20 protein-coding genes and 1 pseudogene are annotated in these 14,961 nt (G+C 62.2%); 14 read left to right on the top strand and 7 right to left on the bottom strand.

Annotation, left to right across the window (positions count from 1 at the left end; translation table 11 throughout):
- Positions 1-37 precede the first annotated feature (37 nt).
- The 5 genes from ACVWZA_RS14435 (at position 38) to ACVWZA_RS14415 (ending at position 5,934) form a co-directional block, all read left to right on the top strand.
- Positions 38-934 (top strand): LysR family transcriptional regulator, encoded by an 897-nt coding sequence (locus ACVWZA_RS14435; RefSeq protein WP_457311947.1) that lies wholly within the window; start codon positions 38-40, stop codon positions 932-934.
- A gap of 114 nt (positions 935-1,048) precedes the next feature.
- Positions 1,049-1,762, top strand: coding sequence for a haloacid dehalogenase type II (locus ACVWZA_RS14430; protein WP_457311946.1), 714 nt, complete (start codon positions 1,049-1,051; stop codon positions 1,760-1,762).
- A gap of 159 nt (positions 1,763-1,921) precedes the next feature.
- A complete protein-coding gene (locus ACVWZA_RS14425; RefSeq protein WP_457311945.1) occupies positions 1,922-2,986 on the top strand; it encodes a sensor histidine kinase in 1,065 nt (354 codons plus the stop codon).
- A 424-nt stretch (positions 2,987-3,410) separates the two neighbouring features.
- Entirely contained in the window at positions 3,411-5,363 is a 1,953-nt protein-coding gene (locus ACVWZA_RS14420) for a ribonucleoside-diphosphate reductase subunit alpha (RefSeq protein ID WP_457311943.1), read from the top strand.
- Between the two features lie 145 nt (positions 5,364-5,508).
- The gene (locus ACVWZA_RS14415) at positions 5,509-5,934 is read left to right on the top strand and encodes an endonuclease domain-containing protein (RefSeq protein WP_457311942.1); all 426 of its coding nucleotides are present in this window, start codon (positions 5,509-5,511) and stop codon (positions 5,932-5,934) included.
- Positions 5,935-6,008: 74 nt separating this feature from the next.
- Here the strand turns inward: ACVWZA_RS14415 and ACVWZA_RS14410 are convergent, their stop codons facing one another.
- The gene (locus ACVWZA_RS14410; protein WP_457311941.1) at positions 6,009-6,266 is read right to left on the bottom strand and encodes a DUF2171 domain-containing protein; all 258 of its coding nucleotides are present in this window, start codon (positions 6,264-6,266) and stop codon (positions 6,009-6,011) included.
- A gap of 77 nt (positions 6,267-6,343) precedes the next feature.
- Between ACVWZA_RS14410 and ACVWZA_RS14405 the strand changes: the two genes are divergently transcribed.
- From ACVWZA_RS14405 to ACVWZA_RS14380, 6 genes are all read left to right on the top strand, one after another.
- Complete coding sequence (locus tag ACVWZA_RS14405; RefSeq protein ID WP_457312045.1) at positions 6,344-6,652, top strand: hypothetical protein; 309 nt, start codon at positions 6,344-6,346, stop codon at positions 6,650-6,652.
- Positions 6,649-6,849: a hypothetical protein gene (locus tag ACVWZA_RS14400; RefSeq protein ID WP_457311940.1), complete on the top strand. Its 201-nt coding sequence runs from the start codon at positions 6,649-6,651 to the stop codon at positions 6,847-6,849. The genes ACVWZA_RS14405 and ACVWZA_RS14400 overlap by 4 nt, the downstream gene beginning before the upstream one ends.
- Positions 6,846-7,160, top strand: coding sequence for a hypothetical protein (locus tag ACVWZA_RS14395; RefSeq protein WP_457311939.1), 315 nt, complete (start codon positions 6,846-6,848; stop codon positions 7,158-7,160). Before ACVWZA_RS14400 ends, ACVWZA_RS14395 begins: the two co-directional genes overlap by 4 nt.
- A gap of 142 nt (positions 7,161-7,302) precedes the next feature.
- Positions 7,303-7,602 (top strand): hypothetical protein, encoded by a 300-nt coding sequence (locus ACVWZA_RS14390; protein ID WP_457311938.1) that lies wholly within the window; start codon positions 7,303-7,305, stop codon positions 7,600-7,602.
- Positions 7,603-7,615: 13 nt separating this feature from the next.
- Positions 7,616-8,680: a ribonucleotide-diphosphate reductase subunit beta gene (locus tag ACVWZA_RS14385; protein ID WP_457311937.1), complete on the top strand. Its 1,065-nt coding sequence runs from the start codon at positions 7,616-7,618 to the stop codon at positions 8,678-8,680.
- 24 nt (positions 8,681-8,704) lie between these two features.
- A complete protein-coding gene (locus tag ACVWZA_RS14380) occupies positions 8,705-9,322 on the top strand; it encodes a hypothetical protein (RefSeq protein ID WP_457311936.1) in 618 nt (205 codons plus the stop codon).
- 235 nt (positions 9,323-9,557) lie between these two features.
- Here the strand turns inward: ACVWZA_RS14380 and ACVWZA_RS14375 are convergent, their stop codons facing one another.
- From ACVWZA_RS14375 to ACVWZA_RS14365, 3 genes are all read right to left on the bottom strand, one after another.
- Positions 9,558-9,749 (bottom strand): hypothetical protein, encoded by a 192-nt coding sequence (locus ACVWZA_RS14375; RefSeq protein WP_457311935.1) that lies wholly within the window; start codon positions 9,747-9,749, stop codon positions 9,558-9,560.
- 39 nt (positions 9,750-9,788) lie between these two features.
- The gene (locus tag ACVWZA_RS14370; protein WP_457311934.1) at positions 9,789-10,178 is read right to left on the bottom strand and encodes a GFA family protein; all 390 of its coding nucleotides are present in this window, start codon (positions 10,176-10,178) and stop codon (positions 9,789-9,791) included.
- A 609-nt stretch (positions 10,179-10,787) separates the two neighbouring features.
- Positions 10,788-11,102 carry a hypothetical protein gene (locus ACVWZA_RS14365; RefSeq protein WP_457311933.1) on the bottom strand — a complete coding sequence of 105 codons (315 nt, stop codon included), beginning with the start codon at positions 11,100-11,102 and terminating at the stop codon, positions 10,788-10,790.
- Positions 11,103-11,175: 73 nt separating this feature from the next.
- On the opposite strand from ACVWZA_RS14365, the gene ACVWZA_RS14360 reads away from it, so the two are divergent.
- From ACVWZA_RS14360 to ACVWZA_RS14350, 3 genes and pseudogenes are all read left to right on the top strand, one after another.
- Positions 11,176-12,717 (top strand): hypothetical protein, encoded by a 1,542-nt coding sequence (locus ACVWZA_RS14360; protein WP_457311932.1) that lies wholly within the window; start codon positions 11,176-11,178, stop codon positions 12,715-12,717.
- Positions 12,718-12,855: 138 nt separating this feature from the next.
- On the top strand, positions 12,856-13,188 hold the full coding sequence (locus ACVWZA_RS14355; protein WP_457311931.1) for a hypothetical protein: 333 nt from the start codon (positions 12,856-12,858) through the stop codon (positions 13,186-13,188).
- An 87-nt stretch (positions 13,189-13,275) separates the two neighbouring features.
- Positions 13,276-13,716: pseudogene (locus tag ACVWZA_RS14350) on the top strand (DUF4440 domain-containing protein); the annotation flags it as partial.
- Between the two features lie 62 nt (positions 13,717-13,778).
- Here the strand turns inward: ACVWZA_RS14350 and ACVWZA_RS14345 are convergent.
- Genes ACVWZA_RS14345 through ACVWZA_RS14335 form a run of 3 tightly spaced genes read right to left on the bottom strand, consistent with a single transcriptional unit; the run spans position 13,779 to position 14,917 of the window.
- Positions 13,779-14,276: a c-type cytochrome gene (locus ACVWZA_RS14345; RefSeq protein WP_457311929.1), complete on the bottom strand. Its 498-nt coding sequence runs from the start codon at positions 14,274-14,276 to the stop codon at positions 13,779-13,781.
- A 28-nt stretch (positions 14,277-14,304) separates the two neighbouring features.
- The gene (locus ACVWZA_RS14340; protein WP_457312044.1) at positions 14,305-14,484 is read right to left on the bottom strand and encodes a phytase; all 180 of its coding nucleotides are present in this window, start codon (positions 14,482-14,484) and stop codon (positions 14,305-14,307) included.
- 34 nt (positions 14,485-14,518) lie between these two features.
- Complete coding sequence (locus tag ACVWZA_RS14335; RefSeq protein WP_457311927.1) at positions 14,519-14,917, bottom strand: hypothetical protein; 399 nt, start codon at positions 14,915-14,917, stop codon at positions 14,519-14,521.
- Positions 14,918-14,961: the final 44 nt, after the last annotated feature.

The following is a 14,961-nucleotide window of genomic DNA, read 5'->3' as shown; positions in this document are numbered from 1 at the left end:
CGCTGTTATTGGAACAACCCGTGCGGGAACCCGGACAATGACCACACCCAACCTCGACGACATCCGGCTCTTCACGGCAGTGGCCGAAGCCGGCGGTTTCCGCACCGCCGCGCTACGCCGCAGCGTCTCCGCCTCATCGCTCAGCGACGCAGTACGGCGGCTCGAGGGCGATCTCGGCGTCCGCTTGCTCAACCGCACGACGCGCAGCGTGACGGCGACCGAGGCCGGGCAGCGCCTGCTCGACCGATTGCGCCCGGCGCTCGCCGAGATCACTGATGCACTCGACGGCCTCGCCGTCGCGCACGGCCAGCCGAGCGGAACGCTGCGCCTCAACGTGCCCTCGATCGTGGCCCGCTATATCTTGCCGCCGATCGTCGCGCGTTTCCTCACCGCGCATCCCGGCATCCGTCTGGAGGTCGTCGCCGAAGACAGTTTCCTCGACGTCCTCGCGCACGGTTTCGACGCCGGCATCCGTTACGAGGAGAGTATCGCCAAGGACATGATCGCGATCCCGATCGGCCCGAAGCGTCAGCGTTTCGCGGTCGCTGGCTCGCCTGCCTATCTCGCCGCGCGCGGCGTGCCGAAACATCCGCGCGACCTCGCCGATCACGCCCGGATCGGCCACCGCTTCGCCAACGGCAATGTCGCGCTGTGGGATTTCGAGCGCACCGGCAAACGTTTCCGCATCGCCCCCGAAGGCCCGCTGATCAGCACCGGACACGAGATCGAACTCGCCGCCGCGATCGCCGGCCTGGGCTTGATCGCCAGTTTCGCGGAAGTCCTGCAGCCGGAGATCGACAGCGGCGCGCTGGTGCCCGTGCTCGTCGACTGGCTGGAGGATTTCCCCGGTCCGTCGATCTATTACCATAGCCGCCGACACATGCCGGCGCCGCTGCGCGCGTTCGTCGATTTCGTGAAAGCGGGGATTTCGTGAAAGCGGGGATTTCGTGAAAGCGGGGATTTCGTGAAAGCGGGTTCATGAATTCGGCGCCTTGACCACGCGCCGTTCGCCCTGAGTTAGAGACTAAGCGTATCGAAGGAACACCGTATGCCCGAACCCCTCGCTTTGGCCTTCGACGTGTTCGGCACCGTGGTCGACTGGCGCACCAGCATCGCGCGGGAGGCCGACGTTTGCTTCACCGCGCTCGGCATCGAGATCGACGGCGCGCAGTTCGCCGATCAATGGCGCGGTCTCTACCAGCCGGCGATGGAGGAATGCCGCAGCGGACGGCGCCCCTATACCCGTCTCGACATCCTCAACCGCGAGACGCTGGAGGCGCTGCTCATCCGCCACGATATCGACCCGGCCAGCATCGACGAGTCCGCGCTCGACCATCTCGCCAAAGCCTGGCACAGGCTCGACCCTTGGCCCGATTCGGTCGAAGGCCTGACGCGGATGAAGGCATTTTTCCCGATCGTCACTTTATCCAACGGCAACACCGCGCTGACCCTGGAGATGGCCCGCCGCGCACGCCTGCCCTGGGACGCGATCCTCGGCGCCGAATCGACCGGCTATTACAAGCCGCTCCCCCAGGCCTATCTCGGCACTGCCGAAATCCTCGGCATCGCACCGTGCCGCCTGTGTCTTGTCGCCGCGCACCATAGCGACCTCGCCGCCGCGCGGGCGTGCGGGCTGATCACCGCGTTCGTACATCGGCCGATGGAATATGGCGGCCGCCCCGCGCCCGACGCCGATGCGGAGCAGGACTGGGATTACCAGGCCAGCTCGTTCATCGACCTCGCCGCGCAGCTCGCGCAATAGCGGCCGACCAAAGCGATTTCATGCAGGTTAACCGATTGAAACTGCTAGAGTGGAACTCACGTCCTCCCAGCCACCTTTGCATCATGCCCGCATCGGCGGGTCAGGCCGTACCGGGGATGGCTTTCGCACCGCGAGTCTCCGGCCCTTTGAGGCCAATAAATGCCAACCTCGCCACCTGCCATCATCGACGCGGCGAACAGCATGATGCTCGCGCTGATATCTTCATCCGACGCGCCGCTTGTGCTGCTCGACGGGGATCTGGTGATCATCGCGCTCAGCACATCCTTCTGCGCCGCGTTCGATATCGAGCGCTCGGCGGCGGTTGGCCGCAAGCTGACCGCGATCGGCAACGGCGAATGGAACCGCCCGCAGCTCGGCTCGCTGCTTGAGGCGACGGTATCGGGCAATGTCCAGATCGACGCCTATGAAATGGACCTGGCGCGCGACGGCACCACCCCGCGTCGCCTCGTACTCAACGCGCACACGCTCGATTATTCGGACGACGCCACCAATATCCGCCTCGTCCTGACCATCTCCGACGTGACCGACGCACGGCTGACGGCCAAGCTCAAGGACGAACTGCTCCACGAAAAGGCCGTGCTGCTTCAGGAACTGCAGCATCGCGTCGCCAATAGCTTGCAGATCATCGCCAGCGTCCTCACGCAGAGCGCACGCCGGACCAGTTCCCCCGAGGCGCGCGGCCATATCAACGATGCGCATAACCGCGTCATGTCGATCGCCTCGCTGCAACAGCAACTCGCCCAGTCGCAACTCGGCGAAGTCGGGCTGCGCAGCTATTTCAACGATCTGTGCCGCAGCATCGGCGCGTCGATGATCCACGACCATGCCCAGATCAGCCTGAAGGTCGAGGTCGATGACAGCATCACCAGTGCCGATGCATCGGTCAGCCTGGGGCTGATCGTCACCGAACTCGTCATCAACGCGCTGAAGCACGCCTTTCCGGGTACGCGCCACGGCGTGATCACCGTCGGCTATCAGTCCGACGGTAATTCATGGACCCTCTCGGTCGGCGATGACGGCGTCGGCATGCCGAGCGACGCGGCGGACGCAAAGCCCGGCCTTGGGACCAGCATCGTCGAGGCGCTGGCGAAGCAGCTTCGCGCCGATGTCGTAATCACCGACGCCAGGCCGGGCACTTATGTGTCGATCGTTCACCCGCAATCCGTGGCCAGCGGGATCGAAGCAAGGGTCCGCGCCGCCTGATCCGACGTCTCTGCACCGGACCGATTTTTTCGCGCAAATTTTTTGTTCGTTCCGTGTTCGTGCTCTTGCCTTTCAGCAAAGCCAGCTTTGACCACGCGTCGCTGCGCTGCGGCATCGAAAGCCTGTGGTGAACCGACTCAAAATAGCGACGAACCGAGTCGCTAAATTGTCATTTACCGTCTTGCCTCCTGACCAGAATAGGCACAATCTGTAGGGGTTGAGTTCGGGGGCGAACCCAAGAACTGGTAGTACAGCGGTCGCAACACCATATTGCGAGCCTATCGCCACGCGCCATCGGGGTGGCGCGGAGCGGTAGATTTTGTTCTCCTTGGGTCGCCCGAAATGATAGCTTGGGGGTTCGCCCTCCGATTCGAACGGACCGGGAACGTCGGTCGGGTATTTTTGTTGATTGAGGGCGACACCGATGGATTTCAGAGACGGCCAGGAAGCGAGCGTAAACATGTCAACCGACACGATCGAAGCGATCACCGGCATTACTCCAGAGGCATCCGCCCCTGACGACAAGGGTAAGGGCACGGCAGCGCGCAAGCTCGACGCCCGCGGCGATTCGAAGGAAGTGAAGGCGCAGCTTTATCCGGTCGAGGTCGATCATTCGCGCGACGCGCTGCTCACCGATTTCGGCAAGGACACGCTGACCGACCGTTATCTGCTGCCGGGCGAGCGCTACCAGGATCTCTTCGTCCGCGTCGCGTCGGCCTATGCCGATGATGCCGCGCATGCGCAGCGCCTGTACGACGCGATTTCGCAGCTGTGGTTCATGCCCGCGACGCCCGTCCTGTCGAACGGCGGCACCGGCCGCGGCCTGCCGATCAGTTGCTACCTTAATTCGGTGCCCGATAGCCTGGGCGGCATCGTCGATACCTGGAACGAGAATGTCTGGCTCGCCTCGCGCGGTGGCGGTATCGGCACTTATTGGGGCAATGTACGCGGCATTGGTGAGCCGGTCGGCCTGAACGGCAAGACCAGCGGCATCATCCCGTTCGTGCGCGTGATGGATTCGCTGACGCTCGCGATCAGCCAGGGCTCGCTGCGCCGCGGCTCGGCCGCTTGCTACCTCGATGTCTCACACCCGGAAATCGAGGAATTCCTCGAGATTCGCAAACCCTCGGGCGACTTCAACCGCAAGGCACTCAACCTGCACCACGGCGTGCTGATCACCGACGAATTCATGGAAGCGGTGCGCGACGGCAGGGAATGGACGCTGCGCAGCCCGAAGGATCAGTCGGAGCGCGGCAAGGTCGACGCGCGCTCGCTCTTCCAGAAACTGGTCGAAACGCGCCTCGCCACTGGTGAGCCGTACATCGTCTTCGCCGACCATGTGAACAAGGCGATGCCCAAGCATCACCGCGATCTCGGGCTCAAGGTCTCGACCTCGAACCTGTGTTCGGAAATCACCTTGCCGACCGGCAAGGACCATCTCGGCAACGAACGCACCGCGGTGTGCTGTCTGTCCTCGCTCAATCTCGAAACCTGGGATCAGTGGAAGGACCAGAAGGGCTTTATCGAGGACGTCATGCGTTTCCTCGACAATGTCCTGCAGGATTATATCGACCGCGCCGAACCCGGCATGGAGCGCGCCGCCTATTCGGCGATGCGTGAACGGTCGGTCGGCCTCGGCGTGATGGGCTTTCACAGCTTCCTCCAGGCGCGCGGCCTCGCCTTCGAAGGTGCGATGGCCAAGTCGTGGAACCTGAAGATGTTCAAGCACATCAAGGCGCAGGTCGACGAAGCGTCGATGCAGCTCGCGGTCGAACGCGGCCCCTGCCCCGATGCCGCCGACATGGGCGCGATGGAGCGGTTCAGCTGCAAGATGGCGATCGCGCCGACCGCGTCGATCAGCATCATCTGCGGCGGCACCAGCGCGTGCATCGAACCGATCCCGGCGAATATCTACACTCACAAGACGCTGTCGGGCAGCTTCTCGATCAAGAACCCCTATCTCGAAAAACTGCTGAACGAGAAGTCGAAGAACTCGGACGCGGTATGGAATACGATCCTCGAACAAGGCGGCAGCGTCCAGCATCTCGACTTCCTCACCACCGAGGAGAAGGACTGCTTCAAGACCAGCTTCGAGATCGACCAGCGCTGGCTGATCGAACTCGCCGCCGACCGCACACCCTATATCGACCAGTCGCAGTCGCTGAACCTGTTCATCCCAGCCGATGTCGAGAAATGGGACTTGCTCATGCTCCACTTCCGCGCCTGGGAACTGGGCATCAAGTCGCTCTATTACCTCCGCTCGAAGAGCATCCAACGCGCCGGTTTCGCCGGCGGGGTGGAAGCCGACAACACGATCGACCTGCGCCAGATCGAGGTCGAATCGAAGGATTATGACGAGTGTTTGGCGTGCCAGTGAGGTGGAGCAGCTAAGTCCCCTTCACCCTTCCGTCGCTTCGCTCCTCCCTCCCTCTCCCACAAGGGGAGAGGGAACAGAAAGCGCGACTCCTAAAAACTCTTCTCCCCTTGTGGGAGAAGAAGGGGCCCGCGCGAAGCGTGGGAAGATGAGGGGGAATGACGCGGGCCTGACGAAACGCCAGCTGCTGCCGTCAAACACCACGGCCCGCGCCCGCGAACTGCGCCGCAACGTGACCGAAGCCGAAAAACGCTTGCTCCGAGCCCTGCGCGAAACCTTCCCAGCGGCAAAATTCCGCTTCCAGGTCCCGATGGGACGCTTCTTCGTGGATTTCTGCTCGCACAGCGCAAAGCTGATCATCGAAGCCGATGGCGGCCAGCACGCGATCGCCACGGAAAACGATGCCAGCCGCACCCGCTTTCTGGAAGGCGAAGGCTATCGGGTAATGCGCTTCTGGAACAACGACATCATCGAAAACATGGAAGGCGTAATCACAACGATCGCCGCACAAATTCCTTCTCCCCCTGTGGAAGAAGGTGGCGCGAAGCGCCGGATGAGGGGGAGTGAGTCTTGAAACCTCTGTCCCCCTCACCCTTCCGTCGCTTCACTCCTCCCTCCCTCTCCCACAAGGGGAGAGGGAAAGACGCCTCACGCCTCTTCTTCGAAACTCGCCGCGACGTCGCCATTGGCGCTCAGCCGAACCTTGTCGCCCTCGACCTCAGCGACCAGCCCGCCCGAGATATAATGATGGTGCCCCTCATGGCTCCCCTCACCCGAATCCTTCTTGGTCAGCTTGATGCGGTCGCCCCCATCTGGTCCTTTGGCGACATGGTCGACGGTGCCGACATGGACGCCATCGGCGCCGATGACTTCCATATGTTCCTTGATCGCACTCAGATCGGCCATGCTTTCAGCTCCTTCGTTACGGTTGCGGCGATTGAACGCGCGCCAGCGGGAATGGATGCACGGGAGAACCGGCCATGATGATCACCACACCACGCCTGCGTCTGACCCTCGCACTAGCCCTGGTCGCGACGCTCACCGCCTGCGCGCACCAGATAAACGCCACGGTCGCGCCCACCGCGCCCGGCTTCCTGCTCGGCCTGTGGCACGGTTTCATCTTCCCGGTCGCCTGGGTCCTGTCGCTCTTCATGCCCGAGGTCGCGGTCTATGCCGTGCCCAACAATGGCGGCTGGTATGATTTCGGCTATTTCCTCGGCATCGTCGTGTTCGGCGTCGGCTCGCATCGCGGCTCGAAGCGGATCTATGTCGATCGGCGCCGGCCGCGATGACATTGCAGATCGCCATCATGTACGCCGTCGCGCTGGTCTTCGCCCTGGTCGGAGCCGGTCTGCTGCTCGCGCTCAGCCGTCCGGCAGGACCGGCCAAGGTCTATGTGTTCCGCATGGTCGGGATCATGGCGGTGGCGCTCGGCGTGGTGCTGGCGATCTCGGCGAGTGCGATGTGGCAATGGAGCACGGAGTCATGAGCAACGTGAATATGACACGCCGCTTCTGGCCTCGACTGCGCTTGTTGCTAATAACCGCTGTGGTCGTTGCACTGTTGCAATTGGCGTCTATCCTGACCGGCTTCGGAGACTGGGTGCGCGAAACCCCCGCCGCCGCCACAACCGCTCGAATAATCGCAATGCTGTTCTGCGGAGGGCTCGGCTTGGTCAGCTTGTTGGCTGGTCGTTACGATCCCGAGATGAGAACGCTTGGCAATCGTCTCATAGGCATTTTTATATTGCTCATCGCCGCCATCCAGGCAGCACTCCTGCTCAGGGGCGCGGCATCATGATCGGCAGCACGCCCGCTTTCCTCCTCGCGTCGCGTACGCGGTTCGGACCGCTCGGAAGCGCCCGGATGACCTCATTTGGTGCTATGATGACGGCGACTCGTACGGTGATCGCCAGCGATCACCGAGACCAGAAGGCAGCGTTATGAATACCGCAGCAAGTGCCGTCTCGCCCGCTCCGCAATCGCGACGCACGCTCGGTGCGATCCAGCTTTTGGTTGCGGCAATGGGTTTGATCTCGATGGCCTTGCCGTATCTTCTGGCGGTCGACACGGCGCGATGGACCAACCTGTTATTTGCCGCGATGTTCTGCTGCTGGGCGACCGATTGGCTGATCTGGCCGGATCGTTCCAGCCTGCCCTCACGAGTTGCTGCACGGGCCGGCGGTGTCCTGACGCTCGCCATTGCCGTGTCCCTGCTCACCCAATTCTCGCATATAGTCTGAAAGGCGTAACCCCATGTCCCTCACCGAAGCCCGCAAGCAGTACAAGCCCTTCGAATACCCTTGGGCGTTCGACTTCTGGAAGCGTCAGCAGCAGATCCACTGGATGCCGGAGGAAGTGCCGCTCGGCGAGGATTGCCGCGACTGGGCACAGAAGCTCAGCGACCATGAGCGCAACCTGCTGACGCAGATCTTCCGCTTCTTCACTCAGGCCGATGTCGAGGTGCAGGATTGCTACCACGAGAAATATGGCCGAATCTTCAAGCCGACCGAGATCAAGATGATGCTCGCAGCCTTCTCCAATATGGAGACGGTGCACATCGCCGCGTACAGCCATCTGCTCGACACGATCGGCATGCCCGAAAGCGAATATGGCGCCTTCCTCGAATATTCCGAGATGAAGGACAAGCACGACTATCTGCAGGGCTTCGGCGTCGATACCGATGAGGATATCGCCAAGACGCTCGCCATGTTCGGCGGCTTCACCGAGGGGCTTCAGCTCTTCGCCAGCTTCGCCATGCTGATGAACTTCCCGCGCTTCAACAAGATGAAGGGCATGGGCCAGATCGTCACCTGGTCGATCCGCGACGAAAGCCTGCACTGCGAAGGCATCATCAAGCTGTTCCACACCTTCGTGAAGGAACGCGATTGCTACACCAAGGCGGTGAAGCAGGACATTCGCGACATGTGCCAGACGACCGTGCACCTGGAGGACAACTTCATCGATCTCGCCTTCGAAATGGGCCCGGTCAACGGCATGACTCCGAAGGAGATCAAGAAGTATATCCGCTACATCGCCGACTGGCGGCTGGGCCAGCTCGGCCTCAAGCCGATCTACATGATCGACGACCATCCCCTGCCCTGGCTCGCCCCGATGTTGAATGGTGTCGAGCACGCCAATTTCTTCGAACAGCGCGCCACCGAATATTCCAAGGCAGCGACGCGCGGCAACTGGAACGAAGTGTGGGACGGCTTCGACAAGCGCCAAAAGGCCAAGGCCGGGCCAGCGGCGAACGAGGATGCCAGCGGTGGGGATGCCGGCGGGGATATGTTCTCGCAGGCTGGCGTGGCGGCGGAGTGAATTGTTGCTCGGAAGGCAAATATCATGCCCAATGGAGAGTCAAAAACACTAGAACATCCGCTGGACGGTTGCGATGCGGACGAATGCTATAAAACCATGATGTCTGAACGGACGGAGCTTATAAAAGCCCGCCGTGAAGCGGAAGACCATTTAATAAAGACAATAATACAACTTTCAGCCGCACTTATAGCACTTATAGCTGGATTCTTGGCTCAGACTAACATTTTAATAGACCTCAATTTCTTATTACTCTTTTCTTCTGTACTTATATTATTTATCCTAGCTCTTACAGCGGGATTAGCAGAACAGTTTTTTTCTTCCAAGGCATACCAAGCTCAGCAAATAATCCTCGAAAAATACTACAACAAGGAGATTAACGAATTTTCTGAACCAAAGGCCAATTGGTGGGTTCGCTTCTTCCAACTTTCATCATTCTCTTTTTTTGTCTTAGCGCTTATAACTTTGGCGTGCTTCGCAATAATCCAAGCAGGAAAGAGAGAAGATGTCAGAAAACAACAATCCCAGCCCGCCTCCTCCACCTCCACCTCCGCCGCCTCCTCCTCCGCCGCCACCACCGCCAACGCCACCTGCCCCTCCGCGGATCAATCTCGGCGAGGACCGGGCTCTAGGATCTGTAACTAAATCAGCGGCGCCTAGCATGCCTCCGCCACCACCCAAGAAAAGCTAATCAGGCAAACCGTATTGAGATACGTGTATTGTTGAATGGCGGGGCAGGACATAATCGTTCCGTCCCGCAATCGCCCTACTGCAGACAAGGTCCCTGCATTGCGGAATTACGAATTACGGTGGGCGCGTTCCAAAACCAAGTGAAATAACGGTGACAGTCCACTAATTACGGCGAGCCTGCGGGGTGAAACTAACGTTCAAGCTTGAGGTCGCGCCAGATCTGTTCGACCGGGATCATCGTCTTGCGGTCGCGGCTTTGCGCCATTCCCTTTTCGACCTTCTCGCGCTTCCAATCGGCATAGCCGGTCTCGGTCGCGCCGCCTTCGGCTTCCAGCTTCTCGCGGTCAGGCAAGGTCGGTTTCATGCGTGGAAGGTAAGTCATCACATCGCATAACGCCATAGCCAGCGCCGTTCCCGCGACCTACTCAAAGCGACCCTCAGCCTCCCGATCGCGCTCATATCCTCTCGCAAGCGGAAACGCCGGCAACCAGGACTCGCGGCGGACGGTCCAGCACTCATAGGTCGGCACCAGCTGGTCCGGCGCGTCCAGCGATCCCAGATACACTTCGACCTCATCGCCGCTGCGCGCGAAAACGGACGAGCCGCAGCGGGAGCAGAAAAACCGCGTGCCATAATTGCTGGTTTCGCCCTCGATCGTCACCGCATCTTCGGGAAAGATCGCGGCGGCGTAAAACAGCGCGCCATGATGCTTGCGGCAGTCGAGACAGTGACAAAGGCCGACCCGATAGGGCTGGCCCGACGCTACGATCCGAACATTGCCGCACAGGCAACCACCAGTGAATCGATCCATGCTGCGTCTCCCCTAAATCAAGCGGCCGGGTTGTAACGAACGGCCTTGTTGGAATTTCCCGCTTTGCGGCGGCGATGCAAGCTTGCTGGTCTGGGGCGTTCTGGAGCTAAGTTGATCCACCCCCGGTCGTTTCGAGCGAAGTCGAGAAACAGACAGCAGGCGCTGCGCATGGTTTCTCGACTTCGCTCGAAACGAACGGGGGGAAAGATTCCGCGCCAGCTCGGAACTGATCCGGTGGCGATCTCTTCGAGCGACCACAGGTCTCCCATACCGCGCGCACTGTTATAACTTATTGAAATAGCTATTATTTTTCTTGACGCGACCCGCCGCCCGGCATCCGCCGATATCGACCGAATGTCCGGCACGCCACTCACCGGACATATGTCACAATAGGGTGTGACATATCTCTCCCCGCCCTTGTCGCGGGGGCCCGATACAAACGCCGTTCAACCCGCGCTATCGCAGCAGGCATGAAAGCTCGCCCCCAGTTTCCAAAACCCCTTTTAGGTTGCGATGGCGCCAGACTTTGCGTTCGCCGCACCTCTCCAAAATTCCCGTGGCGTCGGGTCGATATTCCCGTAAGATTTCCCGTAAATTCCCGTAGTGCGCTCAAAAAATGCTTTTCCCGTAGCGGCTCCCGTAACCACGGGAATCTGGGTCGACGGCGGCCAGCTGGTTTATGGTGACAGCCCACTGGTCATGCGCAGCATCGGCGAGCCGCCACCCGCGCGATTCAAACACGCCGCCATCGTGTCCATTATTCATTCGGTCGGCAATTGCTGATCGGCCGACTCGCTCTTTCACATGATGAAGACCAACCACACTCACGCCGTTCCCGGCGATGGCCGCAAAATGCGCATCGCGTAGCGCACTCTCGATGAAGCGCTTGCCGACGAAACGGCAGCGCGCCGCTGGACGCTGCACCCGCAGCCCCCTATTCCTGCTCCCAACAGAGGGGCCGGGGACCGGCTGACATCACCACATCGGGGAGTGGTTCATGGGGAAAAAGCCATTACCGGCGCTGGGCGCCATATGGGGCCTTCGGCGTCTCCTTCGCACCGCGCTTGCCTCCCTCACGATGGTGCTGGTCTTCGCCGCCACGCCGCGTGACGCATTGGCGAGCGAATGGCAGGCAATGACCTTCAGCGTCATCACCAACCCCGAATTCCGGCGCGCCGAAGCCGCCACGCTGGGCGAGACCGTGCCGATCCTCGCCAGCGGCGTGATTGTAAAAGACACGGTGGCCGACCTCCGCGCCTTTGTCCGGGCGCGGGGCATCAAGTCCGCGACGATCTATCTCAACTCGGACGGCGGACTGATGGAAGGAGGGATGGAGTTGGGCCGCGCGATCCGCGAGCTCAGGTTCAACACCGATGTCGGCCAGCCGGGCGAGGAAGCGTTCTGCGCCAGCGCCTGTACCAGCGCCTATGCCGGCGGCGTCAGCCGTTTTCTGACCAAACGCAGCGGCCTGCTCGGCATCCATCAGTTCTCCAGCAATGCCAAGCCGACCCGCGAGACCGTACTGAGAGCACAGGTCGTCAGCGCGAAGAAAGTCGATTTCCTCACCGAAATGGGCGTCGATGCCCGCCTCTTCTCGCTCGCCAGCATGACCGATGCCGACGATATCGCGTGGCTGTCGCCCGAAACAGCACTGAGCCTTGGCCTCGCCAATAATGGCGCTCAGCCCGCCACGGCGACGATCGGGACCTTGAAGATGCGGCCCTATCTCATCGTCCAGCAAGAGCATCACGACATGATCGGCCGTGCGCTGTTCTTCTGCCTCGGCGGCCGGCTGACGATGAACGCGATCCTGATCACGACGCCCGTAACCGCGCGCACCTGGGCCACCGGGTCGAGGTTTGCCTATGTCGAACTCGACGGAAAGATCGAATTGGCCGCCGCCGGCGCCGATGCGGTGGAGGCGGTCAGCGATTATGTCACCTTCACGCGCGCGATCACGCCGGACATGGCCAGGCGCCTGATCGACACCAACGACATGGCGATCCGGGTGCGCGGCACTTCGCTGCACGGGCAATCGCTCGATCTGCGGCCTGGCCGCGAGACGATGCGCGATTTCTTCCGTCAATGCCTGCCGGGCGGGCTGCCCGCGCCATCGGTCAATGTTCGCGATCTGGTCGTTGCGAGCCTCAGCAGTCACGACGGGCTCAGCTCAGTCATGATCATCGATCGCAACTCGATCGCGCCAGCCGGCAGGCTGGTCCGCGCCCGCGTCTACGGCGCGGCGGTCGAGGGCAAGGAGCGGATCATCAGCGTCGCACTGACCGAGTTCGACTGCACCGCGCACCGATCGCGCGACGTCGCGATCAACTTCCATGATGTGAATGGCAAACTGCTCATGTCGGACAAGCGCGATTGGGCCGCGGTCGCCCCCGGCAGCGGCGGCAACGCGGTGCTGCTTATCGCCTGCGGCAAGACGCGTCCCGACAAAAAGGACGTGATGGGCAATGAGGACCCGTTCGAGCTGTTGCGAATCTTCGTCGATGTCGCCGGGGATGGTCGGCGCCCGCCCTCGCGGTAACCGATGACCAGCGATAAAAGCGATTCGGCCCCATCGCCCAGCCGGCAATGACACGGCGCCGCGCCCTTACCGCCGTTCGCGGTGCCGGGCCGGACGGCAAAGCCGGAGTGCGAACATGCCCTGCCGATGGATAATCTGATGACCGTCGTGGCGTTTACCCTGATCGGACTGGCGGTCGTCCCGCTGCTGCTCGTCGGGCTCACCGCATTGGCCTGTTATTTCGAACTCGGGGTCGCCGATCATATCCTGTCGGTCACGGTTCGCGCCCTGAAGTTTCAATGGATCAGCGGCAGCGTGCTGAATATCGTGGCCGGGCTCGCGGTCGCGGCGCTCGGCATATGGGCGATCCTGCATTTCGATCCGCTCGCGTACCGGTTATTGGCGGCCTTGCTGGTACCGTTCGGTTTATGGCGGACGTTCAGCGCCGTTGCCCTGCTCCGGGGCATCTCGACCGGGAACGATGCGCCATGAAGGGTGGCATCGATCAGGCTGAGGATGTGATCGCTTGACCCGGCACACCCGAACAATACCCCACGAATACACATATCGGAGTCGCCCATGCTTCTCGCTCTCCTGCTCGTCCAGGCCATTTCGGCCGCGACGACCCCAACCGTCCCGCCGAGCGGCCCGGCACTGACGGCGGAGATCGCGACGCGCGATGCCGAATTCTTCCAGCTCTATTTCGAGGGTTGCGACCAGGCCAGGCTCGCGACCACGCTGACGCCCGATTTCGAAATGTACCACGACAAGGGTGGCAAGGTCGCCTCGAGCGCTGCGCCATTCATTGCAGAATATGTGAAAAACTGCGCCAATCGCGCCAGGCCCGACGCCTGGCGCACGCGCGGCGTGCTCGTCACAAGCTCACTCAAGGTCGAGGCGATCCCCGGCTTCGGCGCGATCGAGGAGGGCGATCACGATTTCTACGAACGCCAGGGCGACGGCGCGGAGCGCAAGGCAGGCACCGCGCACTTCATGCAGCTCTGGCAGCGCACCGCCGATGGCTGGCGCCTGTCGCGCGTGTTCAGCTTCCCACCGTGCGGCGCCATAGCCGGGCACGCCCGCTACTTCTTGTCCGCCATCCGGTATGCGTCGTGGCACGCGCCACAGCTCTTGCCCACGACGGCGAACTGCGCGGCAAAGCCCGGCTTGTCGCCCGCCTTGGCCAGCGCGGCGAGCTTGTCCGCCGCCGCGGCATAGGCCGTCGCCTTGGCCTCGAACCCGGCGCGATCGGTCCAGATCGCGGGCAGCGCCCCGCTTGGTGCGATCCCGGTGCCCGCCGGGAACATCGCCGGGATCGTCTTCGCCCAGCGGGCCAGTGATCGCGCCGCGAACGCCTGCGTCGTCACATCGTCGCCGCGCGCGATCGCCGCCTTGATCCCGCCGAAATCGGCCGCCGAAAGCAGGAACGCGGCCTGCCGCCCCGCGACGATCGCCGCAGGATCGACCGGCACGCTCGCTGCGGCCGGGGCAGGCGCGGCAGGCCTCTGACCGCCGGCACTCGCCGCCGCCGCTGTCAGGATCAGTGTCGCCCCAATGATCGCCATCGTTCCGCTGCGCATCGCTTGATCTCCTTGAGTTACGGAGAGGCTATGCCCCCTCCCGCGCGCGCGCAATGGCGGATCGGGGCCCAAGCGCCGCGTTGATCTCGCCCCGGCTAACCAGTTTGAAATTCTGCGCGCGCGGCGCGTTCACCCCATCCTGCGCGACCAAGATGCCGCCGGGATAAGCCGGACCGAAATCGCCCGCGACAATCTCGATCCGGTCGATTTCCTCGATCGACCCGAACCTTGCACCTGATTGCCTATGAGGCGCGCCGGCGTTGCAATCGGCCGCCGAGCAGGACGCATGGCAGCCCGGTCACCGCGACGGCGATCGGATACCAGCGCGGCCCGAGATTGAGCCCGGCGGTGGCAATCACGCCGAGGGTTCCGGCGGCGAGCCCGATCAGGCCGAGGATCAGCACGTGCCGCATCGCATTACGCGGCGCGAGCCACGCGGTGACGAACCCGCCGCCGACGGCGAAGACGCAGCGATAGGCCAGAGCCAGCGCATTGTGCCACGGATTCCACATCGCACCGGGCGGGATGATACCAGTCGCATGCATGATCTGGTCGGTGACGGTAGATCCGATGACGACGACCGCGAGCCCCGCGACGGTCGCCAGGATGCTGCGAAAAAATGTTCCTGCGGTGCTCGCCATATCCCCCCTAACCCGGCCACTCGTAACCAGGTCCCTGGTTATCG

The sequence above is a fragment of the Sphingomonas sp. UYAg733 genome (assembly GCF_054057355.1).
This window is presented reverse-complemented; position numbering and strand designations above follow the sequence as displayed.